Source organism: Pseudomonas sp. AO-1, from assembly GCF_019775695.1.
GTDB classification, from domain to species: domain Bacteria; phylum Pseudomonadota; class Gammaproteobacteria; order Pseudomonadales; family Pseudomonadaceae; genus Aquipseudomonas; species Aquipseudomonas parakoreensis.
The window spans coordinates 3,394,045-3,419,800 of the sequence record NZ_CP079947.1; the positions used below are offsets into that span (position 1 = coordinate 3,394,045).

22 protein-coding genes and 2 pseudogenes are annotated in these 25,756 nt (G+C 59.3%); 10 read left to right on the top strand and 14 right to left on the bottom strand.

Translation table 11 applies throughout. The features are described 5' to 3' along the window. Positions 1-11: 11 nt before the first annotated feature. Both KVQ82_RS15505 and KVQ82_RS15510 read right to left on the bottom strand, forming a co-directional pair. Positions 12-818, bottom strand: a complete 807-nt coding sequence (locus tag KVQ82_RS15505) for an ABC transporter substrate-binding protein (protein WP_222014353.1) — start codon at positions 816-818, stop codon at positions 12-14. Positions 819-896: 78 nt separating this feature from the next. After that, positions 897-1,565 (bottom strand): GntR family transcriptional regulator, encoded by a 669-nt coding sequence (locus tag KVQ82_RS15510; RefSeq protein ID WP_041064037.1) that lies wholly within the window; start codon positions 1,563-1,565, stop codon positions 897-899. Positions 1,566-2,034: 469 nt separating this feature from the next. Here KVQ82_RS15510 and KVQ82_RS15515 point away from each other — a divergent pair, with 469 nt between their 5' ends. Next, positions 2,035-3,216, top strand: coding sequence for an Ig-like domain-containing protein (locus tag KVQ82_RS15515; protein WP_222014355.1), 1,182 nt, complete (start codon positions 2,035-2,037; stop codon positions 3,214-3,216). A 289-nt stretch (positions 3,217-3,505) separates the two neighbouring features. Here the strand turns inward: KVQ82_RS15515 and KVQ82_RS15520 are convergent, their stop codons facing one another. Together KVQ82_RS15520 and KVQ82_RS15525 are read right to left on the bottom strand one after the other, a co-directional pair. Then, positions 3,506-3,814: a plastocyanin/azurin family copper-binding protein gene (locus tag KVQ82_RS15520; protein ID WP_041064040.1), complete on the bottom strand. Its 309-nt coding sequence runs from the start codon at positions 3,812-3,814 to the stop codon at positions 3,506-3,508. A 14-nt stretch (positions 3,815-3,828) separates the two neighbouring features. Then, positions 3,829-4,797 (bottom strand): metallophosphoesterase, encoded by a 969-nt coding sequence (locus KVQ82_RS15525; RefSeq protein WP_086791274.1) that lies wholly within the window; start codon positions 4,795-4,797, stop codon positions 3,829-3,831. A 153-nt stretch (positions 4,798-4,950) separates the two neighbouring features. On the opposite strand from KVQ82_RS15525, the gene KVQ82_RS15530 reads away from it, so the two are divergent. From KVQ82_RS15530 to KVQ82_RS15545, 4 genes are all read left to right on the top strand, one after another. Continuing rightward, the gene (locus tag KVQ82_RS15530) at positions 4,951-5,463 is read left to right on the top strand and encodes a sigma-70 family RNA polymerase sigma factor (protein ID WP_222014357.1); all 513 of its coding nucleotides are present in this window, start codon (positions 4,951-4,953) and stop codon (positions 5,461-5,463) included. Further along, positions 5,456-6,196 carry an anti-sigma factor gene (locus KVQ82_RS15535; protein ID WP_222014359.1) on the top strand — a complete coding sequence of 247 codons (741 nt, stop codon included), beginning with the start codon at positions 5,456-5,458 and terminating at the stop codon, positions 6,194-6,196. Before KVQ82_RS15530 ends, KVQ82_RS15535 begins: the two co-directional genes overlap by 8 nt. 138 nt (positions 6,197-6,334) lie before the next feature. Then, positions 6,335-8,956 carry an EAL domain-containing protein gene (locus KVQ82_RS15540; RefSeq protein WP_222014361.1) on the top strand — a complete coding sequence of 874 codons (2,622 nt, stop codon included), beginning with the start codon at positions 6,335-6,337 and terminating at the stop codon, positions 8,954-8,956. Between the two features lie 347 nt (positions 8,957-9,303). After that, complete coding sequence (locus KVQ82_RS15545; RefSeq protein WP_222019402.1) at positions 9,304-10,614, top strand: glycosyltransferase family 39 protein; 1,311 nt, start codon at positions 9,304-9,306, stop codon at positions 10,612-10,614. Positions 10,615-10,803: 189 nt separating this feature from the next. Here KVQ82_RS15545 and KVQ82_RS15550 read toward each other — a convergent pair whose 3' ends face one another. Further along, the gene (locus tag KVQ82_RS15550) at positions 10,804-11,451 is read right to left on the bottom strand and encodes a hydrolase (protein ID WP_222014363.1); all 648 of its coding nucleotides are present in this window, start codon (positions 11,449-11,451) and stop codon (positions 10,804-10,806) included. Between the two features lie 179 nt (positions 11,452-11,630). Between KVQ82_RS15550 and KVQ82_RS15555 the strand changes: the two genes are divergently transcribed. Continuing rightward, positions 11,631-12,548, top strand: coding sequence for a LysR family transcriptional regulator (locus KVQ82_RS15555; protein ID WP_027611750.1), 918 nt, complete (start codon positions 11,631-11,633; stop codon positions 12,546-12,548). 195 nt (positions 12,549-12,743) lie between these two features. After that, the gene (locus KVQ82_RS15560; protein WP_222014365.1) at positions 12,744-13,154 is read left to right on the top strand and encodes a VOC family protein; all 411 of its coding nucleotides are present in this window, start codon (positions 12,744-12,746) and stop codon (positions 13,152-13,154) included. Here the strand turns inward: KVQ82_RS15560 and KVQ82_RS15565 are convergent. From KVQ82_RS15565 to KVQ82_RS15595, 7 genes are all read right to left on the bottom strand, one after another. Beyond that, entirely contained in the window at positions 13,151-13,552 is a 402-nt protein-coding gene (locus KVQ82_RS15565) for a hypothetical protein (protein WP_260687670.1), read from the bottom strand. The genes KVQ82_RS15560 and KVQ82_RS15565 overlap by 4 nt on opposite strands. Positions 13,553-13,877: 325 nt before the next feature. Beyond that, positions 13,878-15,224: a glutamine synthetase family protein gene (locus KVQ82_RS15570; RefSeq protein ID WP_222014368.1), complete on the bottom strand. Its 1,347-nt coding sequence runs from the start codon at positions 15,222-15,224 to the stop codon at positions 13,878-13,880. Between the two features lie 21 nt (positions 15,225-15,245). Next, positions 15,246-15,803: a helix-turn-helix domain-containing protein gene (locus tag KVQ82_RS15575; protein WP_222014369.1), complete on the bottom strand. Its 558-nt coding sequence runs from the start codon at positions 15,801-15,803 to the stop codon at positions 15,246-15,248. Positions 15,804-15,816: 13 nt separating this feature from the next. Beyond that, entirely contained in the window at positions 15,817-17,106 is a 1,290-nt protein-coding gene (locus KVQ82_RS15580; RefSeq protein ID WP_222014370.1) for an FAD-binding oxidoreductase, read from the bottom strand. Between the two features lie 93 nt (positions 17,107-17,199). Then, positions 17,200-18,384: a DUF2252 family protein gene (locus KVQ82_RS15585; RefSeq protein ID WP_222014371.1), complete on the bottom strand. Its 1,185-nt coding sequence runs from the start codon at positions 18,382-18,384 to the stop codon at positions 17,200-17,202. A gap of 62 nt (positions 18,385-18,446) precedes the next feature. Beyond that, entirely contained in the window at positions 18,447-19,775 is a 1,329-nt protein-coding gene (locus KVQ82_RS15590) for an ATP-binding protein (RefSeq protein WP_041064080.1), read from the bottom strand. After that, positions 19,772-20,482 carry a response regulator gene (locus tag KVQ82_RS15595; protein WP_041064082.1) on the bottom strand — a complete coding sequence of 237 codons (711 nt, stop codon included), beginning with the start codon at positions 20,480-20,482 and terminating at the stop codon, positions 19,772-19,774. Before KVQ82_RS15595 ends, KVQ82_RS15590 begins: the two co-directional genes overlap by 4 nt. A gap of 165 nt (positions 20,483-20,647) precedes the next feature. Here KVQ82_RS15595 and KVQ82_RS15600 point away from each other — a divergent pair, with 165 nt between their 5' ends. Further along, a complete protein-coding gene (locus KVQ82_RS15600; RefSeq protein WP_041064083.1) occupies positions 20,648-20,971 on the top strand; it encodes a hypothetical protein in 324 nt (107 codons plus the stop codon). 36 nt (positions 20,972-21,007) lie between these two features. Beyond that, positions 21,008-21,679: a DUF3313 domain-containing protein gene (locus tag KVQ82_RS15605; protein ID WP_222014372.1), complete on the top strand. Its 672-nt coding sequence runs from the start codon at positions 21,008-21,010 to the stop codon at positions 21,677-21,679. Between the two features lie 23 nt (positions 21,680-21,702). Here the strand turns inward: KVQ82_RS15605 and KVQ82_RS15610 are convergent. Then, positions 21,703-23,326, bottom strand: a pseudogene (locus KVQ82_RS15610) (mechanosensitive ion channel family protein). Positions 23,327-23,498: 172 nt separating this feature from the next. Then, positions 23,499-24,104 carry a TetR/AcrR family transcriptional regulator gene (locus tag KVQ82_RS15615; protein ID WP_041064099.1) on the bottom strand — a complete coding sequence of 202 codons (606 nt, stop codon included), beginning with the start codon at positions 24,102-24,104 and terminating at the stop codon, positions 23,499-23,501. A 159-nt stretch (positions 24,105-24,263) separates the two neighbouring features. Between KVQ82_RS15615 and KVQ82_RS15620 the strand changes: the two are divergent. Further along, positions 24,264-25,647 (top strand): annotated as a pseudogene (locus KVQ82_RS15620) (aspartate aminotransferase family protein). Positions 25,648-25,756 lie beyond the last annotated feature (109 nt).

The window sequence follows — 25,756 nt, forward strand, 5'->3', positions numbered from 1 at the left end:
CAACGCTTACCTCAATCGAGTGTGTCGCTGGAAACGTGCCATTTGCTCAGAAGCTGGTTGTAGCTGCCGTCGCTGCGCATGTCGGTGATGATCTGCTGCACCGCAGCGCTCAGTTGCGCATCGTCCTTGCGGATGCCCAGGCCGGTAAGGATCCGGCTGAAGGCCGGCACGCCTTCTTCAAACAGATCCGGAGCCATCGCCGCGTAATAGCCGGCGGTTTCCACCGTGGTGCCGTAAGCGTCGACCTGATTGATGCGCAAGGCCTGGAAGGCATCGGTGTCGGTGTTGTAGACCACCAGTTTCATCGGTGGCTTACCGGCCTTGCTCAGGCTTTCATTTTCCGCATCGAGCAAGGTCTTGATGGTCGAGCCGTTAAGCACTGCGATCTTGTGCCCGCTCAGATCCGCCAGGGTTTTCAGCGCCTTCGGATTGCCTTTGGGCACGACGACTGCCTGGCTGGAATACATGTAGTTGACGATGTCGATCACCTCGCGGCGCTCGGGCTTGTCGAACAGCTGGTCGACGATCATGTCGCACTGTTTGGCAAGCAAGGCCGGGAGCAGTCCGGAAAACGGAATCACCCGCCAATCGACCTTCTTGTCGCCCAGGCGTTTGGCGATTTCCAGGCCCAGGTCGACGGTCAGTCCTTTGGGCTTTTGCGCTTCATCGAAAGACACCAGCGGCGGCGAATCCATGCCCGAGCAATAGGTCAGTTTGTCGACCTTGACCAGACGCTCCGGCACCGTGGGTGCAGCGAGCGCCCATTGCGAACAGAGTCCGAGGGAAATTGCAGCCAATAACAGGCGAGACGTATGCATGACCAGACACTCCAGTTCGGTTAGTAACGGGCAGTACTCAACGTCAAAACATCGGCGGACTCGTGTTCCGCTCTGTGGTTATTTTTCCGATTGCAAAAATTTGATCAGCTCGGGCACCGTGCCTTCGATGTGCTCGCGCACCACGGCTTCGGCTTTGCTGGCGTCGCCGGCACGAATCGCATCAAGGATGATCTGGTGCTCCTGGCGGGCGCTCAGGGGCTTTTCGATGTGCTGCAGCCACAGGCGCATGGGCGCTTCGATCAGCGCGTAGAGGGCGCTGATCTGCTTGAGCAACCGAGGGCGTTCGCTGAGGCTGCACAGGTATTCATGGAACTTGCGATGGCGGCTGACCCACGCCGCACTCTCGTCGCGGTAGTCATCCATTTCATCGAGAAGCCGTTCCAGCGCCGTCAACTGACGCTCGCTGATTTTGGGCACCGCGATGCGAATCGCCAGGCCCTCTAGCGCACTGCGCATCTCGAACACTTCGTGCATCTGCTCGACATCCAGACCGCTGACCACCGCGCCGCGATTGGGCCTCAGCGTCACCAGACCCTGCGCATCGAGACGGCGAAACGCTTCGCGCACCGGCATGCGGCTCATGCCGATTTCACTGGCGATGTCCTCGGCGATCAACCGGTCGCCCTTGCGGTACCGACCACCGCAGATGCCCTCCAACAGAAAGTTGTAGGCCTCTTCTTCGGCGGTCATCGGTTGACGTTGATCGAAGGCAGGAGCGAATTGCATGGCAGCACCTTTTGTCTTTTTGTATCCAATTATCCACGGATACAAAAAAGCACAATGCATGCCAGATTTCGCATGAGCGTTCCATGCTTTTGATTTGTATGGTTTAAGTCGCAAATCTACCATAAGCCCCTGCCGTGCAAGACTCGAGAGGTGCTACCCGATCGCCCATGACGAGCTCCACAAAGGTGCAATTCGGTAGCCGGGTAACACGCCACGACAAGCCCCGGCACGGCACGCTTGCGGTCCGTTTCACTTCGTCACCATCATCTTTCTGCAGGCTCACTTAACTTCCATTAAAACCGCGATAACAACTACTAAAATTATTACCAATGACTCTTATGCCCTGTCAGAACTGACAGTAGTGCTGGTTTTGAGCACGCCTTACTCTCACGCCAACACCACGCTTTTCAATTGAACACTTTTGGCCTTTGTTTATTTGGAGTGGTTCCTTAATAACAGGAGAAACATTATGTCCATAAGTGCCCCTATCATCGACACACCCGAAAATGGCGCAAGTATGCAGACGACTTCGGTTGTTCGCGGTCGCGGCAAACCCAATTGCAAAGTGACCATCAATCAATCAGGTACAGGATATGAATGGGGGGTAGGCTGGGTTGACTCGCGTGGAATCTGGGAGATCCAACTTATTCTCGCCGCAGACCCTAATGAGACCTACTGGATAACTGCTCGACAGTTTGACAGCGATGGTACCCCGTCGGGCTGGGCAAATAATGTCAGTTTTAAGGTCGTCGATGGCGACTTTGGGGTTAATCTCAGTGGCTCTATTGCAATTCAGCGCCCGCAATCAGGAGAAATCACCCCGCTTAGACCTTTAGTTGAAGGCACCGCTACGTCGCGCGCTGAGATACAGCTATATGAAGCTGGTAGCGGTAACCCTGTAGGAGGGCCTGTTTATGCAGGTGAAGACGGGCGCTGGTCTGCCGTCTACGAAGCAGCCATTATTCCTTGGCAGCAATATGGCGTGACTGCGAAGCAGAGGGGGAAGAATGGGTCAGAGAGCGATTGGGCAGATAATGTGTATTTCACCGTAGAACTCATCGTTCAAGGCCCTCCTGTAATTCAACGCCCGGGCCGCGGGTCATTTGTCGATCCTAATCCTGAAGTCAGTGGCATGGCTAAGCCCTATGCAAAAGTAGAGCTATACAAAAGCTATGTCGGGACCTTGTTGGGAACGACTTATGCCGATCAGAACGGGAATTGGTCCATTCGCTGTAACGAGGCCAGTGTCCGGGGCCAGCAATATGAGGTGACTGCCACCCAATCTGGAACAAATGGGCAGAGCGGATGGGCGGAAAATGTGTCTTTCACGGTGAATAGGTCAGCTCCAGGCAACGTCACAACCCCTCCTGAAATTCGCCAAGCAAAACTTGAATTTGGCCCACTTGGAGAAGCTATTATTCATTACACAGGTACCGCTATACCCGTTGCCAAAGTGACTCTTTTCGACATAAAAGCCTCCAAGGCACTGGGGACGACCACAGCCAAGCAGGACGGGAGTTGGAATATGTATCCTTATATGAAAGACATAGAGTCTGATCAGGGTCAATATAGAGTGTATGCCACGCAAGCAGGAACAGATGGAGTGCAGAGCAGTCGCTCGAATGAGTGGACTTTTCCAGTGCCTAAATAGTTCTGAGCTTACCCTCTCGACCAATAAATTATGAAGTAGAAACGTGCCATGCCTGCTTAAAGCGATCGCGAGTTAGTGGCACTCAATGTCGAAACCTCTCCACACCCTGCAGTTCAACTGCAGGGTTTTTCTCTGTTCCCTTGTTTGGCCACACGCTGTCAACCACCGTCGGATTCAAGAAATTACTGACGGGCTCATTGCAGGTCCGACGCTCAAAAACGTTCAGCATTGATTTTAAACTTGTGCAGGTGCGTATTGCTGCAGACCGCACCGTCCCCTGCGGTCCGTTTCACTGCGTCACCACCACCTTGCCGATCATCTGCGGATGCAACACGCAAAAATATTCAAACTCCCCCGGCGTATCGAATACCCAGGAAAAGCTGTCATTGGTGTCCAGCGCACCCGAGCGAAACACCTTGTGGGTTTCCGCCACCGTGTGCGGGATCTGATCATCATTGACCCACGTCACCTTGGTGCCGACGGCCACGGTCAGGTCCTTGGGGGCGAACATGAATTCCTTGATGTCGATCTTCACTTCCGCTGCCCACACCGGCATCGCCAGCAACAGGCCCACCAATGCCAATAGTCGCGTTTTCATCGGTTTGCCCTCGGTTACACCAGTGTCGAATCAATCAGGGCCAGCGGGTGATCGCCCTGGGTCGCGCGCACGTCGGTGATCCCCAGGTAATTGCGCAGCTGATCCGCCGCCACCGTCATAGGCCCCGGTGACGGTGCTGCGCCCGGTGCCGGCTGCGGATAAGCGGTGCCACGGGCGGTGTGGAAGGTCATGTTGCCCTCGACTTTCTGAATCACCTGATGGATGTGCCCGTTGAGCACCGTCACCGAGCCGTACTTGCGCAGCATCGCGATCGCCTGATCGCCGTCCTCGGTGCCCCAGCCCCACGGCTGATAAACCGTCCACAACGGGATGTGGGTGAACACGACGATGGGCGTGCTGCTGCTGACTGCGCGCAAGTCATCGGCCAGCCAGGCGAGTTGCTCGGCGCCGAGGGTAGCTTCATGACCGGCCTGGAAATTGAAGACATTGATCAGCCCGATGAAATGCACGCCATGATCATCAAAGCTATACCAGCCGTTACCTTTGGTGCCCTTGCCGTAACGCTCCAGGTACAGCTTGCCGCCGCCCTCGTCGAGGGTGTCGTGTTCGCCGGGGACGTAATGCACGGTGGATGGCAGGCCCTTGAGCAACTGTGCGGCGGTGTCGAATTCCTCGGGCTTGGACAGGTGGGTGATGTCGCCAGTGTGCAAGATCAGCGATGGCCGTCTGGGCAGCGCGATGACCTTGTCGATGGCCACCTGCAAGGTCTTGACCGGTTCGGGATTGGCTTCCTTGTTGAAGCCGATGTGCGAATCGCTGATCTGCACGAAGTGAAAGGTGCTGTCCAGCGCCTTGGGATCGCTGACGTTGCCTGCGTCATCCAGCGCAAAGGCTTTGGGGATGCCGCCGCTCAGGGCCCAGAGAACCCCGGCCCCGGCCCACGCCGAGCATTTGAGCAGGGTTCGCCGGTCCGGGTTGAGCGGGCCGTCGGTGCGCAGCGGGTGTTTTGCTTGAATGTCCATCGATGTGTCCTCGCGGGCGAACTACAGTGAGGTAGCTGACACGAGGTAAACCTTGTGGCGTGAGGCTTTATTCCACGGCAAAAAATAAATGTTCTGGCGCGAATAAAACCCGCCGCAGCGCGGTTACAGGGGGGTGACGGTGCGGAACCGACCATGAAGCGATTTGAGGAATTGATTGCGCCCCATCTGGACGCGGCCTACAACCTTGCGCGCTGGCTTACCGGCAACGACAGCGCTGCGCGCGACGTCGTGCAGGAAAGCGCCCTGCGCGCCTTCCGGTTTTTGCAACGTTTCGCCGACGGCAACGCCAAGGCGTGGTTTCTGACCATCGTGCGCAACGAAAGCTACACCTGGCTCAAGGCTTCGGCCGGGCGCCATTGGGTCGCCATCGATGACGATCGGGTCGCTGACGAAGGCCCGCTGAGCCACAGCCAGACCCCGGAACTGCTGGCCATTCACATGGAAAATGCCGCCTTGCTCCAGCAGGCGCTGAGTGCCCTGCCGCCGGTGTTTCGCGAGGTGATTGTGCTCAAGGAACTCGAAGACATGCCTTACAAGGACATCGCCTTGGTGGTCGATATTCCGATTGGCACCGTCATGTCCAGACTGGCCCGGGCACGTGCCCAGCTCAAGCTCGAACTACTGAAGTTGCACGATCATGAATGAACTCGACTGCGCGGTTTGCCAGACACAGTTGCACGGCTATCTGGATCAGGAACTGGATCCGGCGACGGCGGCGCAGGTGACCGCGCACTTGAGCACCTGTGCCGAATGCGCGCAGCTGCACGAGCAAGCGATGTTGCTCAAGGTCAGCGTGAAGCGCCATGTACCCTACTACCCCGCGCCCGCTGCATTAGCGGCGAGCGTGTTCGCCGCAGACAAACCTGAGCCGATATTCATCCAACGCTGGAAAAAATGGCTCGCCCCGGCCTTTTCCGCCGCCGCGCTGGCGCTGGCACTGGTGCTGTATGTCGCCACTCCCGGCAACGAGCAACCCTTGATCGACGAGGCCGTGTCCAGCCACGTACGCTCGTTGATGGGCGAACACCTCAACGACGTGGTGTCGTCCGATCGCCACACCGTCAAACCGTGGTTCACCGGCAAACTCGATTTCTCGCCGCCGGTATTCGACTACACGGCGCAAGGCTTCCCCTTGCTTGGCGGGCGTCTGGATTACCTGCAACACCAGACCACCGCCGCCCTGAGCTACGGGCATGCCAAGCACATCATCAACCTGTTCATCCTGCCGACGAACGAGGCAGACCAAGCCGTGCAGAGTCACAGCGTGCGCGGATTCAACGTGGTCTCGTGGCAGGCCGCTCATATGCGTTTCGTGCTGGTGTCGGATGTGGAGAAAGGAGAATTGGAGGTCTTGGGGCAGTTGCTCAGAGCGCAATGACGTTGCGCCAAAGGCAAAATCCCCGCGTATTCACTACGCTTGAGAAATCCGCCGCAGCGCCATTGCCAACAACAGATTGAACAATGCGCTCGGGCCGCTGTTCCAGATGAGCAAACCCTAGCTACCAAGGACGAGCATATGGACAGTTTCGCTCCTGCCACGCCGGTTCCGCCTCAGCAAAGCGCCATTACCCGCCGCCTGGCATTTGCGGTTGCCACGCTGTTTATCGTCGGGGTGATTGCTGCGATTGGCACCCTGCTCAGCATTGCCGCTCGCCTGGATCGCGAGGATGTCGAGCAAACCCGCTTCTATACGGCCCGCGCCCTGGAAAATCGCATCGCGACCTCCAAAAGCTACATCACCAGTTACGCTGACTGGAACACGGCCTACGAACACCTGCATCCACATGTCGATACCGACTGGGCGTACAACCAGCAAAATATCGGCAAAACCCTGTTCACCACCGACGGTTATGACGGTGTTTTTGTGTTGAATCGACAGGGGACCCAATACGCCGTGGTGCAAGGGCAACAGAAAGACAGTGACATCTCGCGCTGGCTCGAGGTCTCTGCCGCCTCACTGATTGATCAGGTGCAAAGCCAATCCAGTCTGACGGTGCCTGTCAGCACCTACTCACTGTTCGACGGATGGCCGGCACTGGTTACGGCGGCGGCAATTTTGCCCAACGACGAACGTCCAGTGGGCGATCCGACACAGACCTCGGTGCTGGTGTTCGTCGACAAGCTGACGCCCGCCAAACTGCGGGTGATCGGAGTCGCTTATGGCCTGAGCAACCTGACCCTGACTCCGGACGGACAACGTGCCGAAGAACAACCACGAGTACCGCTGGACAGCACCGGTTACAGCTTGATAGCGGATCTGAAACGACCGGGGCAGCAATTGTTGTGGTCGTTGCTGCCCACGCTTGGCGCCGTGCTGGCCGTGCTGATGCTGTTGACCGCCTATTTCTTGCGTCACGCCGTGCGGTCTTCAACCTACGTCGACCACAGTTTCAGCACCTTGCAGGCTTCGAATCAGGCACTGGAGGCGGCCAACCATGCGCTGGAAGCCAGTGAAGAACGGTTTCGCGCGGTCGCCGAAGCGGCGTCGGACTGGATCTGGGAAGTCGACAGACACTTGCGCCTGACCTATCTCTCGGCGCGCTTCAGCGAAGTGACCGGCTACCCGCAAAGCGAGTGGCTGGGCCAGGGCATTGGTCAATTGGTGTCGTGCGATACCACGCCGCTGGAGCTGTGGCTGAAGAAACTCACCGAGGACAGCAATGCCAGCGACTTGCGTTGCACCTACCGCGATCACGCCGGACAGCAACGCCACTGTCGACTGTCGGCGCGGCCAATTATCGAGAAGCAAACCGTGGTCGGCTATCGCGGCACCGCCAGCGACATCACCGACGAAGTCGCCGCCCATGCGCAGATCCAGCACCTGTCGATGCACGACGCCCTCACCGGCCTGCCCAATCGCAACCAGTTGGCGCGTTATCTGGATGAAGCGCTGCTGCTCAAGGAGCACGCGCCGCCGCTGTCGCTGCTGGTGATCGACCTGGACAACTTCAAGCCGATCAACGACTCCCTCGGCCATCCGGCAGGCGACGCGGTGTTGCAGGAAGTCGCCAGTCGTCTGCGTGAATGCACCCGCGAGCACGACATCGTCGCACGCCTGGGTGGCGACGAATTCGTTGTGGTGCTCAATGGCATGGACACTCGGCAGGAAGTCGACCGGTTCTGTATGCGGCTGGTCGAGAGCCTGCATCAACCGATGCTCTTCGAGCACCATCCGTTGCACGTCGGGGCCAGCATTGGTATCGCCCTGAGCCGCCGCCAGGGCTTCGTGCCCAGCGAGTTGATCCGTTGCGCCGACATCGCGCTCTATCAGGCCAAGTCCGAGGGCAAAAACACCTGGTGCTATTTCGAAGCGCACATGAACGACCAGATCCAGACCCGCCGGCAAATGGAAAGCGACCTGCGCGGCGCGCTGAAAAACGACGAATTCATTCTGCATTACCAGCCGCGCTACACCGTCGACGGCAAGCACATCGTCTCGGTCGAGGCGCTGGTGCGCTGGCAGCACCCGACCAAGGGCCTGCTGGGACCGGACGTGTTCATCGGCTTGGCGGAACAGACCGATCTGATCGTGGCGCTGGGACGCTGGGTGTTGCGCGAAGCCTGTGAAACCGCACTCGAATGGCCATCAGACATCCTCCTGTCAGTCAACCTGTCCCCGGCACAGTTCGCCCTCAGCGATGTCGTCGAAGACGTACGCGAAGCGCTGATCCAGACCCGTTTCCCGGCCAGTCGCCTGGAACTGGAAATCACCGAAAACGTGATGCTCGTCGACACCGACGGCGCGCTGGCCACGATGAATGCGCTCAAGCAACTCGGCGTGCGCCTGAACATGGACGACTTTGGCACCGGCTATTCGTCTCTCGGCTACCTGCGCGCCTACCCGTTCGACGGGATCAAGATCGACAAGCGCTTCATCGCCTCGATCAGCAACGGCGCCAACGATCGCGCCGTGGTCCAGGCGATCATCGGCCTGGGTAAAGCCATGGGCCTGACCGTGACCGCCGAAGGCGTGGAAACCGAGGAGCAACTGGCGATTCTGGGCAAGGATCAGTGCAACGAGGTTCAGGGCTATTTCATGAGTCGGCCAATAGACAAAGCGGCGTTCGCCCGGTTGCTGCAAACCGCCAGAACCGGGCCGGCCGATCATGCGCCGTCGAAGAAAGGTCGCGTCATCTAGCCGGCCTTGTATCACTGCCATTCAATCATTGAAATGCACAAAGCCCGTTTCGACACGCGTTGTTAATACGGTTTTCCTGTTGACTTCAATTGGTTTTGTTCAGGGTGTGTTTAGGGCCGTCATGCTTGAATAGTCCTCACCCTGGACTAGGCTCAAATCCAATTTTGCGAAACACATAACTTCACTTCCGGCGTTACCGGGCTTCCAGGATTGCGGGCAAAAAGAACAACTGCAGCAAAGGATTAACGATGGATCGATATGATGCCCCGCTTGTGGTCGAGCGCACTTGGCGGGCAGTGTTGCTGAAAGGATTGATTGCAAGAAATCCATGCCTGAGCATTTTTTTCATGACACTGGCCGTGTTCATGGCATTGCAGTACAAACCCGCGGTCCTCAACTACACAACACGCTTTGTCGACTTTGCCGACTACATGTTGCTGCACGGCATCACACTGTTCCCGATTGCCGACGACCTCAAACCCTATCCCGACTACACGGTCCTCAATACCTTGTTGGTCTACCTGGTGTCCTTGCCATTCGGCCGGGTATCCGTTCTTTCCATGGGTTTTCCGTCCTGCGTGGCCGCGTCGCTGATGCTGGTATTCATTTATCGACTGGGCGCGCTGCACAGCAAGAAGTGGGGGGCGTACGGCGTTCTTTTCAGTCTGCTGACCTGGGCTTTTCTCGACGGCGTCAACTCGCTGGCACTGGATATCTATCCGGCACTGTTAACGGTGATGTGCTTCTACTTTGCCTATACGGCCGAGATCAAAAAAGACCCGCGCCGCCTGGTGTTTCTGTACGTCGGGCTGGCACTGGGTTTCGCTTTTCGTGGGCCTATCGGCTTGATCGGACCTGCGAGTGTCATTGGCGCTTATTACTTACTGAGCCGGCAGTGGCGCATGTTGCTGTTGTTTTCACTGCTCTCGGGGGTGATTCTGACTGTTGGGGTGGTGTTACTGGCCTGGGCGGCCTACGTGCAAGGAGGGCCAGCGTTCCTCGACGAAGTGCTGAACATGCAGGGCATCGCACGCTTCGGTTCCGACCACGCGCCACGCTATTACTTCTACTTCTCGGCAGGTCTGCTGACCTACGGCATCACGGTGTTTTACGCCATCAACGTCATTCTCAAGAAGTACAAACTGTTCTTCCGTTCGAACCGCGATAGAAACATCGACCTGCTGCGCTATCTAACCGGCTGGCTGCTAGTGCTGCTGGTGCTGTTCACCCTTCCGAGTTCCAAGAAAGCACGCTATATCCTGGCAATCACCCCGGCAATTTCACTGCTGGCCGCTTACCTCTTCGTCAGCAAGGAAGCCGCCTTCGTCCGCGCCAAAAACGGCCTGCTCAACGTCTGCCTGAAGTTGCCCCTGCTTGGGTTGGGGATGCTGGTGGCGGTGCTGGTCTACAACAACTTCGCCGATGTTTCGTTACAGCCCAACTACCTGGGCGTAGTCTTGGGATTGTCTGCGCTACTGAGCTTCTACCATGGCAAACACCAGTATTTCGCCGAGCATCCCTATCGCGAGTTCATGACGCTGTCGTTTGGCGTAGCGGCTTTTCTGATTCTGGATATGTTTTTCTTCAACCCGATCACCTATCACCTGGAACTCATGATCGAACCCACACCGAAGTTTTTGCCGTATTGGTTTTGGTGAAGCCTCTTCCTGATTCATGAGTAAGCAACACGACTATTCAGTATCCACATGTTGATATCTGACAGGGTCATGACGCATCCAAGGTACTGAATCGGCGGCAGGGCCTGCACAAAAGCGGTCGTTTGGAGCGGGAAAAAATAGAGATGTCGCCCGCTATCGCGAGCGACACCTTCATCCACAGCCCCCTAATCAAGCCTTCTTGTTCGCCTCTTCCAGCGCTTTTTCAGCGTTGAACCCGTCGAAGTTCTCGAATACGCCCAGAAAGCCCGGCACGGTCACTTCTCGCGCCCAGTCGCGCTGTAGTTCGCAGTACATTTGCACCCGGCTGATGAGCTTCGCGCCCGCCTGTTCCATTCTGCGCAACGCCGCCTCGTGCGCGGCGAGCGATGTGCCGCCGACCGCATCGACTGGCACATAAACGTCATAACCTTCCTGGATCGCGTCGAGCACCGGGAATGTCAGGCACGCTTCGGTCCAGAGTGCAGTCATGATGAGCTTCTTGCGCCCGAGCGCCTTGACTGCCTGCTTGAATTGCGTGTCCTCCCAACTGTTGATCGATGTGCGGTCATAGGTCGGCAGATGGCCGAGCACCGTTTGCAACTCCTGAATCGGCGGCTTGTTGCGGCCGGTCGCGACATTGACTGTCGAGTGAATGATCGGAAGGTTGTAGTTGACCGCCGCCTTCGCGACGCTGGTTATGTTGAAGACGAGTTCATCACGCGGCATCGAGCGGATCGAAGAAACCTGAACAGGTTGATAATCGATGATGATCAACGCCGAGTTTTCCGGGGTCAGTAGCTGATCGGTATGGGGGTTGCGGAGAGTCTCGCTTGCCATTGGTAAATCCTTTTCATGGGTGACGCACGTTTGTGAATCAGGCCGGAGCCTGTGCGGGTGATGGATTCCGAGACACGTGCGAATGACGCCATGCCCGGAAAATCCATTGTGCTGTTCCCATGTTCGACGCAGTAGTAGCATTGCGCGACGTGCTGTGTCGCGAAAAGAGGAACGCAAGCGTGGATATCGAAGAACTGCAGACCTTCGTGGAAGTGGCTGATGCCGGGGGCATTTCGCAGGCTGCCCTGCGTCTTGGCGTGTCGAAATCGATCGTCAGCCGCCGCCTGGCTCGGCTTGAAACCGAATTGGGTGTGCAATTGCTGGCACGCTCCACGCGCGGCGCGGCGCTTACCGAGGCCGGTGCGACGTTCCGGGACTACGCCGCCAGGGTTTGCACCGAGATCGACATTGCCAAGGAAACGATCCTGCCCGCCGGCGCCCTCCGCGGCCGCTTGCGCGTAGCCGTGCCGCTGTCGTTCGGCCAGAGTCACTTCGCCCCGATGCTGGCAGAAATGGCGCGTCGGCATCCGCAGCTGCACATCCAGACGTGTTACAGCGATCGCTTCGTTGACCTGATTGCCGAGGGGTACGATTGCGCCATCCGGGTGGGCTATATGCAGGACTCCAATCTGATCGCCAGACGGATTGGCCCGGTCTACGCCAAGCTCGTCGCGAGCCCCGCCTACATCAACGCGCATGGAGAACCCCAGACGCCGGATGAACTGATTGCCCATCAGGCGCTCATGCAGGGCACCGAAGCCTGGCAATTCATGGATGGCGACAAAGTTATCACGGTTCGTCCGCAAGGCCGCTTCAAGGCCGACAACGGCATCGCCCTGGTCGCCGCCGCGACCGCAGGCCTGGGTGTCGCCTACCTGCCCGACTGCCTCACCCATGAACACGTGGCATCCGGCGCACTCGTGCCGATCATGACAAACCATCCTCCCCCTCCGGCCGGTGCCTACATCCTCCGCCCGCCGGGTCCGCATCCTGCGCGCAAAATTCGTGTGCTCACTGAACTACTGATCGAGTTCTTCGGCGAAACGCCACACCTGGCGGTGCAGCCGCTGTCACATCAGGATGATGCGCTGGCATGAGGTTGGTCTAAGCGAGAGCGACAGACGTTCCTCTTTATCTGCCATTCGCGTCGGGCAGCTTCCGGTCAACGCGACTCGGTAATTCCCACCCGAGCATGCATCATCGCGCTCGCCACGATCCCGTCGTGGTATCGCAGCCATCAGTGCAGAACCTGCCCGTCCGCAAAACGAGCCTTATGAAACGGAAGTCATCTCATGTTCGAACGTAACAAACTGGTTCCGGAATTGATGGTCACCAACCTGGATAGCAGCCTGGCTTTTTGGGTTTCTCGTCTGGGGTTCAAAGTCGCTTATCAACGCCCGGAAGATGGATTTGCATATCTTGATTTGAACGGTGCGCAAGTAATGCTTGAGCAGATTGATTCCGACGCGGGTCAATGGCTGACTGCGCCGTTGGCCAAGCCGTTTGGAAGAGGCATCAACTTACAGATTGACGTTGAGGCTGTCGCACCCATCATCCAGAAACTTGATGAGTCTGGATGTCCACTCTATCGAGAATGCAAAGACACCTGGTATCGGGCTGACAATGTAGAAATAGGCCAGCGCGAATTCATCGTCCAGGATCCCGACGGTTATCTCAGCTTCCGACCAATCGCGAACGCTTAATTCAGATTTTCAGATCCTCCTGATGCTACTGCCAGGATTGCGCCATATGCGCCTTCCTCAGGGACATAGGAAACAAATCTTTCACTGTCATCTTTTTGCACCCAAAGGCGTCCACAGCTCTGGCACTCATAGGCACTCGACATTCGGCGAATGTAGAGGCCGGATATCCGGTCTTGCAGCTTGTCAGCAGCGCTGAACCAGGGTGAAAACTCGCCAAATGCATCGGAGATCGCAGCCTTGTCTCCGGACTCCGCCGCCTCTACAAGAGGTTTGAGTTCACGGTGCACCTCATCCCAAAATTCATTTTCTACCTCGTCGCGAAGCAGGCTCGCCTTATAGGGCAAGCCGTCGGTCTGATCGGTAATCACATGGCCACATGTGCAACCCAATTTACTCATTTTCGGCTCATCAACCTGGTGTTCGATCACTCATTAAATGGCGGACAACTCTTTGTTACAACTACTAATTAATCGTCCGCTTCTGGCCGATAGCTGCCAGCCAAAGTCAACTATTTCCAACTCAGCCGCAGACATTTCAAGGGATGGCGTTGGATTATCTCCAAACGTCATTCGAAGCCGTTCTTCCGCCTTCCTCACGCCCCGTGTTCAAAATACCTCGTGGCTCGCTCATCAATTTTGATGAACGATGGAATTCACCGGTACTGAATTCCATCCGTTCATGGCGGCCGCTGGACCTGACTCAAGTGTGGCGCTGAACCAGTGATCACAAATACCAGCGATACTCCCGCGCGCTGATCTCCTGCATGAATGCCAGGTGATCCTGACGTTTGTTCTCGCAATACACGTCGACAAACTCGGCGCCCAGTCCCGCCCGCAGTTGCGGCTGATGCTGCAACGCGCGCACGGCATCGAGGATTTCCGTGGGGAAAGCGATGCCGCTGTTGCGGTCATCGTTGAGGGGCGGGATCGGTTCCTTGCCTGATGCCAGACCATGTTCCACGCCCACCAGAATCGCCGCCAGCACCAGATACGGGTTGGCGTCAGCGCCGGCCAGCCGGTATTCGATGCGCAGGTTTTTCGTGTCCGACTCGGGGATGCGCAGGCAGGCGTCACGATCCTCGTAACCCCAGCTCGCCTTGGTCGCGGTGTTTACCGTGCCGCTCAGGCGGCGCATGGCGTTCTGGTTCGGCGCGAAGATCGGCATGCTGTGCGGCAGCAAATCCAGGCAGCCCGCCACTGCATGACGCAGCGGCTGTTGGTGATTGGCGGCCAGCAGATTGTTGCCGGCGGCGTCATACAGGCTGACATGCACATGCATGCCGCTGCCCGGATGCTGCACGTACGGCTTGGCCATGAAACTGGCGCGATAGCCGTGCTTGAGCGCAACGCCGCGGGTGCTGCGACAGAACAGCGCCGCCCAGTCGGCGGCGCGCAAACCGTCATCCAGATGGCCGAAATTGATTTCGAACTGGCCCGGGCCCAGCTCGGCGGTGATTACCGTGGCGTCAATGCCCTGAGCTCGCGTTGCTTCTACCATTTCGTCGAGCACCGGGGCGAAACGTGACAGACGTTCGATGTGCATGTTCGGCTGATCATCGGAGTCGTCGGTCAGCTCATCCCGCGGGAATTGCGGCAGCCCGTCGCGCAGTTTTTTGTCGAACAGATAGAACTCCAGTTCGAAGGCCACCACCGGGTGAATGCCCTTGGCCGCCAGTCGATCCAGCACTTTCGCCAATACCTCGCGGGGTTCGAATTCGATCGGTTTGGCGGTGCCGTCGGAGGTGATCAGCATCTGCCCCAGCGGCTGCGCTTCCCAGGTCACGGGCTTCAAAGTGCCTGGCACCAAGCGGCGCACGGCGTCCGGGTCGCCGTCGTTGAAGCAGTAATCACCGATCTTGAACAGACCGCCCTGCACGCCCAGCAACACGCAGTTCTGCGGCAGTTTCAAAGCGCTGCCCGCCGCGACTTTTTCGAGCATGTCCACCGGATAGCGCTTGCCGTAAAAATGCCCCGGAATGTCCAGGGAAATCAGGTCGACATAGCGTACCTCGGGGTAGCGTTGGCGAAACGCGCGCACTTCGGCGAGCAGGTCAGAGCAGACAGCGTCCATCGTGTTCATCCTTTGTTGTTATCAGGTGTAGACCCAGAGCACGCGAGTGAGCTGCCCGGTGCGGTTGCCGTAGCGGCAATGGGTGTGACTGTCGAATTGAAAGCTGTCGCCGGCGCTCAAGGTCACCGGTTCGTCGTCGTTGCCCAGCCACAAGGTCAGCTCGCCTTCGAGGACGTAACCGCCCTGCTCCGAGCTGTCGCTCATGTGCCGGTCACCGCTGCTCGCGCCCGGTTCCAGATGACTTTCGAGCATCGAGAACGAGGCGCGCATCTGCGGCGATACCAGAATGTCGGTAATGCCGCTGGCGTAATACAGCGTGCGGCGCTCGTCCGGACGGGTGACCCACGGCACTTGTCTGGGTTTGGGCAGGCTGTAGAAATAGGTGGTCGGCACGCCGAGGGTTTCGCTGATCGCGGTGAGGTCGGCCACGGTCGGGCGCGACAGGCCGCGTTCGACTTGCGAGAGAAACCCCACCGAACGGCCGATTTTGTCCGCCAGTTCCTTGAGGGTGCATTTCTTGTGCTTGCGCAGGTCGTGGATCAGGATCGCCAGCGCCGCGATTTCTTCTTGCTTGTTCATGGTCAAAATCTCATCAAATACTGTCGCGCAGCCGATACCAGGCCTTGCCGATGGCTTCCAGCGGTGCGGCGAAGTGCTTGCCGCCGGGGAAACGGCCATTGCTAACGCCCTGATACAACGCCAATTCATCCGTCTCGCCGAGAATTGCATCGGACACCGCACGGGCGGCGGCCAGTGTCGGCAGCACGCCGTGCCCCGAATAACCCTGAAGCCAATAACGGTTGCCCTCGCCGCCGACATCAGGCGTACGGTTCATGGTCAGGTCGATGTGCCCGCCCCAGGCGAATTGCAGTTCAACGCCCTTGAGTTGCGGGAACACCCGTTCGAGAAACGGCCGGGTCGCCGCCGCAATGTCCTTGGGCATGCCACCCAGATAGGTGCAGCCGCCGCCGAACAACAAGCGGTTGTCCGGCGTGCGGCGGAAGTAATCAAGGACGAACTGGTTGTCGGTCACGCAGACGTTGCTCGGCAGCAGCGCGGTGGCTTGCTCCGGCGTCAGTGGCGCGGTGGCGACCTGGTAGGTGCCGACCGGCAGGATGCAACGGGAGAGCTGCGGATCGAGTTCATCGAGATAGGCATTGCAGGCCAATATCAGCACGTCGGCCTTCACCGAACCGCGCTCGGTATTGACCCGGAAGCCATTGCCCTCCTGCTGATAACTCAACGCTTTGCTTTGCTCATGAATACGCCCGCCGGCGCGCTCGATGGCGGCGGCCAGGCCAAGCGCCAGTTTCAGCGGATTGAGGTGCGCGCCTTCAGCGTCGTATAGACCGGCCTGATAGCGTTCGCTGGCGACCCATTGCGGCAGGTCTTCACGGGGAATGAATTGCAGACCGTCATGGCCCCATTTGTGACTGGCTTCGTGTTGCCATTCAGTCAGCAGGCTGACCCGACGCGGCATCACCGAAGTCCACAAATGGCCGGGGCGATAGTCGCAATCGAAACCATGCCGCCCGGGCAATTCACGCAGTTCCTGCGCGGCCCAGCGCATGCCGTCCCATAGGCGACGGGCGCGCTCATAGCCGAGCGCAGCTTCCAGCGGCGGCATGTCGCACGACCAGCCCAGAATTGCCTGCCCGCCATTGCGTCCCGACGCGGCCCAGGCCACGCGACTGGCTTCAAGCACAGTGACGCGCTTGCCGGCCAAAGCCAGACGCAACGCGGTGTGCAGCCCGCTGAATCCGGCGCCGATGATCACCACGTTGGTGTCGTGTGCGCCTTCCAGCGCCGGCCGCGTGCTGAGAACATCGGCGCAACTGTGGGCGTAATAACTGGCGACATGCTGCTGGGATTGCTGAAACATTCGGCGCCTCATGAAATTTATTTCTTATAATTTCATGAAAATCTACAGAACAAATTTCATATCGGCAACCGGCAACTGTTTCACTCACACAGATCAATGCTCGAGCGCATAACGCCGACAATGTTCGAGATAGCCTTTCTCATGACGACCCACCAATTGCACGACACTGGACCACAGCCACGACGGCGCATCCAGTGTCTTCGAGCGACACGCCTGCAGTTCGCGCATCCATGAGGCGCGGGTGCTCATGTCCATCTGCCGGGCATGGGCCAGCCCGACGACGCGAGCCAGATAGCCGGCGGCGAGCATCGCGTCGGTCTGGCTCAACTGATCGAGCTCCAGTTTCATGTCTTGTGGCAGCAGTTCGCGGATGAAGAAGCCATGGTCGAGCACCCGGGTGGCGATCATCCGGTTACCCAGGCCCGGCGAGAGAAACCGCGCGCCTTCGACCACACGTTTGCCGTTGTCGCGGGGCATCGCGGCGCGGGCGACCCGGGGTGCGGCGGCAGCAACTGCCTCTTTGATATCAAGCAGGCAATATTCCTGATTGTCGCCCTCGCCCACGCCCAGCAACACCGCATAACGCTTGAGTCCCAGCGAACTGCAGCCTTTGACCCAATAGGCCGAGTCGAGCATTTTCACCCGGTCGTCCTTGTTGCGGCCCTTCAATGAGGTCACCAGCGTGTGCAGGTCTGGCGTGGCGCAAAGGGTCTTCAGTGCACTGCGCTCTTCGCGTGACAGCGACCAGAAGTGCTTGCCCAGCGGAATCGTCGGTTTGGTGTTTTCGATGCGTTCCTGGGCCAGATGCTTCCACGTGCGTTGCACTGCGCTGCGCATCCCGGCCTTGACTTGCGCGGGGCGTGGCGGCTCTTTGTCGACGTCGTCTTCAAACGCCTGCTCGTAGCCGCGCATCATCTCCTCGAGCATTCGTGCGGTGGCCACACCGGGCAGATCGGAACCCCGGGCGGCAGTCGCCAGCGACAGTGCGAGTCGCACCAGGTCATGCGCGGGATTGCCGATAACCGTCTGGTCGAGGTCGCGGATGTGGATATCGATGCGCCCTTTCAGATCGCCGGTCGGTCCCAGATTGCCGGCATGACAATCGCCGCAGATCCACACCGCCGGCCCTTTCGGCAGGCGGCGCCCGGGCTGGCTGTGCAGCCACTCATAAAACTGCACCGTACTGCCGCGCACATAAGCGTGCGCGGAACGGGCCATTTTCAGATTGCGAAGTTGTGAAAGCGGTTCGAGGCGTGCGGAGGGCCGTGGGGTTTTCATGGACGCTTCTTGCAGAGAATGTGTCCTGTTGACCGTCCGTCACGCGCAAATGTTTCAAAGTATTACAGAGGCAGCTCAACCCGAGCCTGCAAGCCGCCGCTGCTGCGATTGCTCAACGTCAGTTCGCCGCCCTGCTCGCGCACGATCGCCCGCGCCGCCGACAGCCCAAGCCCGACGCCACCGGTTTCCCGGTTGCGCGAAGTTTCCAGGCGGAAGAACGGGTCGAACACCCGCTGCAACGACGCTTCGGGAATCCCCGGCCCCTCGTCGCTGACGTCAACGCAAACGCTGTAGCCATCGCTGCTCAAGGTAATGGCCGGCTGCTGCGCGTACTTTTCGGCGTTTTCCAGCAGATTGACGATCACACGCTTGATTCCCAGCGGGCGGCCCTCGTAGACCAGATGCGCCGGGCCATGGAAATCGATGGCGATGTTCTGGTCGCGGTAGTCGTCGATGATGGTCTGCAGCAACTCCGACAGGTCGAATGCGGTGCTCTGTTCCGGTTGAGTGTCTTCCCGAAAGAACGCCAGCGCAGCGTTGATCATCGACTGCATTTCTTCAATGTCGCGGATCAGTTTGCCCTGATGATCAAAGTCCTCCATGAACTCGCTGCGCAGGCGCATGCGGGTCAGCGGCGCACGCAAGTCGTGGGAGATCGACGCGAGCATGTGCGTGCGCTCGCTGATGTAATGCTGGATCTGCGCCTGCATGGTGTTGAAAGCGATGATTGCCTGGCGGATCTCGTCCGGGCCTTCGACTTTGATCGGCGGCGCGCGCAGATCACCGCCAAAGCGGCGGGCGGCACTGGCAAAGCGTTGCAGCGGTTTGGCCAGTTGCTGTGTGGCAAGCCAGGCCACCAGCACGGTGGCGATCAGACCGAGGGCGATGATGATCGCGATGCGTGTGCCGATGTCCAGGCCCCAGGAGCGTTCAGGCGAAGAGAACAACAACCAGCTGGCATCCGGCAGTTGAATCAGCGCCGCGTAGCGCGCCAGCGGACTGCCGCTCGGCCAGTCGGCGGGATTGAACACCCGAATGTCTCGCTCATCACCCAGCAACTGATGCAACCCCGACGTCTTGTTGGCGATGAGCTGCGTACCCCCTGCTGGCAATCCGAGTTCGTCACGTTGCGCACTCCACGTCACCTCCTGCGTCGGGCCGGTTGCCGCGTGCGCGAGTTTCGGGCGTAAAGGCGCTGGTGCAGCCTCGATCACTTTGACGGTCGCCGCAATCTGCTCCAGCAACCCGGTGCGCTCAATCGGTGGTCGCGCCCAGGTCCCTGCCACCTCCACGAACAGAAAATTGAGCGCCAGCGAAGCGAGCATGGCCGCGACGATGGTCAGGGCGATCCGCCGACTCAGCGGATCACGGCGCAGGAAGCGACGGATCATGCGCGCGTGACCTTGGCGGTGAACAGGTAACCGCCGTTGCGCACGGTGCGGATCAGGTCCGGACGCTTGCTGTCCGGCTCGATCTTGCGGCGCAAGCGGCTGACCTGCACGTCGATGCTGCGATCAAAGGCGTCGTGGCCCTGGCCGCGAGACAGGTCGATCAGTTGCTCACGGGTGAGAATGCGTTGCGGGTGTTCGAGAAACACCACCAGCAGATCAAACTCGCCACCGGACAGCGGAATCATCACGTTTTCCGGGGAGCGCAGTTCGCGACAAGTGATATCCAGATGCCAACCGGCGAAAGCAATCACCGGTCGCGAAGGTTCGCTGACAGGGCTGACCTGCTCACCGGCACGACGCTGCACGGCGCGCAGACGGGCCAGCAGTTCACGCGGGGCGAACGGTTTGGTGACGTAGTCGTCGGCGCCCAGTTCGAGGCCGACAATCCGGTCGCTCAATTCGCCCATGGCAGTCAGCATGATGATCGGAATGCCCATCTGCGCCCGCACTTTCTGGCACAGGCTCAGGCCGCCTTCACCGGGCAGCATCAGATCGAGAATGATCGTGTCCGGGCGCTGCTGGGCAATCGCCGCCCACATCGCTGCGCCATCAGCGGCGACATCGACCTCGTAGGCGTGCTGGACGAAGAACTTCTTCAGCAGGGCGAGAATTTCCACGTCATCGTCGACGATCAGCAGTCTGCTCACGGGCACAGGATCCTCAGGCCAAAAAAGAACGCATCTAAAACCATTCTGGCCGCCAGGTCATATATTTCAATCGAGCAACATTCCTTCGTCGCGGACATCAAGCGGACATGCTGCGGCAAAACCCCTCAGGCACTCTGCTCGCCATCGACAACCGGGGGGCATTCAATGAGCGCATTGCACGACAGGTACACCGCCGAGGGCCACGACGCCCGCTATCCGTTGATTCTCAGCCAGCGCACCAGCGCGCCTGATCAGAATACGCCGTTGCTGTTTCAGGAGTTCTGCCTGGGCCTGTCAGATGACCAAAGCCGTATCGTCCTGCGCCGCTATTTCGAACAGTACGACCCGGCAGACGCCCGATGGGTGGAGTACGTGCATTCGATTCCGACCGCCGACCTCATCCAGTGGATCATGAGCCACGGCCAACTGCACATCGAATGCTCGGACAACACCCCGCCGCTCTCCTCCCCAATCACTGCCCGCGCTTGAACGACGCGGGTCAAAAAGCGCAAAACAAGGATTCGCATGATAAAAAGCCATTGCTTGATGACACTGATGTGCACAGCGTCGCTGAGCCTGTCGGCCTGCAGCAGCAAAACCGTTGAACCGCAGAAGTACACGGGATTTCTGCACGATTACAGCGTGCTGAGCGAGCGCCAGTCGCCATCTGGGCAGACGGTGTTGAGTTGGGTCAGCCCGGCGCTAGCGCGGGGGCGTTACACCCAGGCCTATCTGGCGCCCAGCCAGTTCTACCCCAGCGCCGCGCCGACCGAGCGAGTTCCGCTGAGCACGCTGTCCGGCGTCACCGACTACTACGACGCCGCGCTCAGGCTGGAACTGGGCAAGGTCATGCACCTGGTATCGCAACCCGGCCCGAACACCCTGACCGTCAGACCAGCGATTACCCGCGTCGCCGCCAGCACCCAAGGCTTGCGCTTTTATGAATGGCTGCCGGTGACCCTGGTTGCCGCCGGCGTGAGCACCGCCACCGGCATCCGCGATCAGGACAGCGAAATCACCACCGAAGTCTCGTTCGAGGACGGCTCCACCGGCGAAGTGGTCGCCGAAGTGGTGCGCAAGGGCACCGGCGTGCCGCTGGAAAACGACAAACAGGTGCTGACTGCCGATGACGTCAAAGGCGTGCTGGACGGCTGGGCCAGCGATCTGGGCAAGTCGTATGCCGCGATCCGGCGCTGACGCCCCCCAAAGAACGGCACTGACTAAGGCAAATCCTGACCCTCCGGTTTTTGTGCGGGGGCCGTGAACCACTTGTCCTTCGGCACTCGCTTCTCTTGCTGCGGGTCATCCAGATAATGCGGCGACATGATCTGCACGCCATATTCGTTGAACACATCCTGAATATTGGCGTGAAGCATGCTCAGCAACACCGCACGCGGACGCGGCTGGCTCGGAATGGCCTGCGCCACCAAGCGATATTCGGGATAGAAATCCGACAAGGCAGTCTGGAAGACTTGAGCCGGCGGGTCTTCCAGAACACCCGGCGTGCGGCGGGCCGCCTCCAGCAACATCGCCTCGACCTGCCGCCACGGGGGTGTCGTAACCGATGGTGACCACGGTATCGACCACGTAACCGGGACCCTTCACGGTGCGCGAGTAGTTTTTGGTGACGGTGCCGGTGATCATCGAATTGGGCAGCGTCAGCACTTCACCCAACCCGGTGCGGATGCGTGTGGTGAACATGCCCAGCTCGGTGACGGTGCCCTCATATTCGCCGATCCTGACGAACTCGCCGGGGCGCAAAGTGCGCGTGTAGGTCAGGATCAATCCGGCTGCCGCCTGCCCCACCACACTGGTGGCACCGAGGGAAATCATCAGGCCGATCAGCACCGACAAGCCCTTGAACGCATCGGTGCCGGCACCCGGCAGATACGGATACGCCATCGCCAGGGCAAACAGCCAGATGGCCAGCGAGGTCAGGCGTTGGGTCGGTTGCAGGGTCTCATGGTTCAGCCAACTGAAGGTGCCTGGGGTCGCCATGCGCCGTAAAATGCGCCGGGCAAACGCCGTCACCCCACGGGCGATAAAGAAAATGGCCAGCGCCACGCCGAGCCCGGGAATCGCCCCGACAATCCCATCCAGCAGATAACCGGCCAACTCGAACAGGTAGTTGTTGAGGCTTTCACCCCACGGCCGGGTGTAGGGAAATCGCGACAGGACAAACCCGAGCCATTCATAGGTCAATAGCGCAATCACCAGCCAACGCAACACCAACAGCAGGCGACTGACCAACGGATAAAGGAAATTGGCGTCGATCAACTGCACCCGCCCGACTTTCAGCACCTGGGTATGGCGCTCCATCAACTCGGGCAATTTGCTCAGCAACTTGCGACGCAGGTAGGCCAGGCACCAGAGCAAGCCGACATAGATCACAGTGGACGCTGCCGCCAGCGCCAAAGACCTGAGGATCAGATGCAGGCTGCGCGCCTCACCGGTTTCTGTGACCACCTGGCGCAGTTTCTCGGCCGCGCCTTCGGCAGCCTGCTGCACTGAGGCGTATTCGAGGCCATCAACGTCCTTGGGCGCGACGATGAACGCGCGCTTGTCGCCCAGTAAAACCATGTAGCTGTTCTGGATCGGGTCGATCGAGACCGTCAGATTCTCCGACTCGTCCAGCGCCTCGGTGATGACCGTCTTCGCTCGCTTGACCCGCGTCGCCGGCGATTCGCCCAGCAGCGTCGCGCGAAACAGCATGATGCTGCGGTTGGCGACCTTCAGCTCCACCGCTTCATTCGCAGGCTTTGCCGTCTCCTCAAGCGCCCAGCCACCTGCGGACCCGAGCAAGGCACAGACCATCATCGCTACCGCCAGCAGCCTGCTTCGCATGCGCGTGTTTCCTTACGCCCGGGTGTCAGAGGAATACGTAAGGCAGCGTAGTTGAGCGCTGAACGGTTGTCAGATCGGCTTGCAGGATGAGGGTGGTGACAGTATTTCTTCATTGCTGCCATTCACTCTGCGGACAGCCTTCGCCTCTGACGGGTCGGACCTGTCAGTCCGTTCAACCTTCCAGCATGCCGTGACACAACAGCGTCAGCACCCCGCGCATGTGCAAGGCATGCGCCGGTCGGTCCGGCACTTCCTGGGTCGCCAAACGGATGAACGCCATGTTCGCGTACTGGTTGAACAGCGTTGCCGCCACGTCCAGATCGACCGACGCACGCAGCTTGCCCTGCGTCTGGAAATGCCCGAGCAGCGCTTTGGTCTCCTCGATCACCGCCGCATTCCACGGACTCAATGCCTGAGCCAGTTCACCCGTGAGCAGAAACGGCGCCAACTCACGCCACAGTGAGGCCGGCATCGCTTGCAGTTGGTAGTCGGTCATCAAGCCTTCAAACTCGCACAGCGCCTCCAGCGGATCACTGTCGTCGTCCAGATTGGCCCGCGCATCACGCATCGCCTGCTCGTCCGGCTGTTTGAGCAAGGCCAGCAAAATTTCCTGTTTGCCGCCGAAATAATTGACCACCGTTGGCGCGGAAACCCCGGCCTGATTGGCGATTTGCTCCAGCGTGGTCGCGCCGAAGCCGTTGCTGATGAACAGCTCCAGCGCCGCCTGCGCAATGACTTCCCTGCGCTGTTCCTTTTGCCGTTCTCTGAGCCCGCTCATGGTGCTGGTGTCCTGTCTTGCTGATGGGCGTCAGCCTACGGATTTCTTTTTTCACCGACAAATATTTTCTTTACAAAAATATTTTTAAGTGACAAATATTAGCCGTGCACCGCTGGAATGAACGCGCACTCACTTGCCCCGTTTCTCTGGAGAACCGCCATGTCCGCCGTATTCGATCCGACCCGCAGCACCCGCGATTACCAGGCCGCCGACGCCGCCCACCACATTCACGCCTTCGTCGACCAGAAGGCGCTCAACGAGGAAGGCCCGCGGGTGATGGTCAGCGGGGATCGCCTGGCGCTGTGGGACAACGACGGCAAGCGCTACCTGGACGGCATGTCCGGGCTGTGGTGCACCAACCTTGGCTACGGACGCAAGGATCTGGCCGCCGCCGCGACCGCGCAGCTGCAACAACTGCCCTACTACAACATGTTCTTCCACACCACTCACCCGCAGGTGATCGAGCTCTCCGAACTGCTGTTCAGCCTGCTGCCCAGGCACTACAGCCACGCGATCTACACCAACTCCGGCTCCGAAGCCAACGAGGTGCTGATCCGCACCGTGCGCAAGTTCTGGCAGGTGATGGGCCAGCCCGAGAAGAAAATCATGATTGGCCGCTGGAACGGCTACCACGGCTCGACTCTCGCCGCGACGGCGCTGGGCGGCATGAAATTCATGCACGAAATGGGCGGCACCATCCCTGACGTCGCGCACATCGACGAACCATACTGGTTCGCCCACGAAGGCAACCTCAGCCGCGAAGAGTTCGGCCTGCAGGCAGCGCGGCAACTGGAAGACAAGATTCTTGAACTGGGCGCCGACAAGGTCGCCGCGTTCGTCGCCGAACCGTTCCAGGGCGCTGGCGGCATGATCATCCCGCCCGCCACCTACTGGCCGGAAATCCAGCGCATCTGCCGCAAGTACGACGTGTTGCTGTGCGCCGACGAAGTGATTGGCGGGTTTGGTCGCACCGGCGAATGGTTTGCGCACCAGGCCTTCGGTTTTGAACCGGACACGCTGTCGATCGCCAAAGGCCTGACCTCCGGCTACATCCCCATGGGCGGCCTGATCCTGTCGCGACGCATGGCCGAAGCGCTGGTGGAAAAAGGCGGCGTGTTCGCTCACGGCCTGACCTATTCCGGTCACCCGGTGGCGGCGGCGGTAGCCATCGCCAACCTCAAGGCCTTGCGCGATGAAGGCGTGGTCACACAGGTCAAAAACGACACCGGTCCGTACCTGCAAAGCTGCCTGCGCGAAGTGTTCGGCAACCATCCGCTGGTGGGCGAGGTTCAGGGCGTCGGGCTGGTGGCGGCATTGCAATTCGCCGAAGACAAAGCCACCCGCAAGCGCTTTGCCAACGAGAACGACATCGCCTGGCGCTGCCGCACCATTGGTTTTGAGGAAGGCCTGATCATTCGATCGACGCTGGGCCGAATGATCATGGCCCCCCGCATTGATTGCCACGCGGGCGGAGCTGGATGAGCTGGTCGACAAAACGCGCATCGCCGTGGATCGCACCGCTCGCGAATACGGCCGCCTGTAACCCATACCCCCTGTGGGAGCTAGCCTGCTGGCGAAAGCGGAGTGTCATTCAACATCAATGTCGACTGGCAGGCCGCCTTCGCTAGCAGGCTAGCTCCCACAAGGGCACT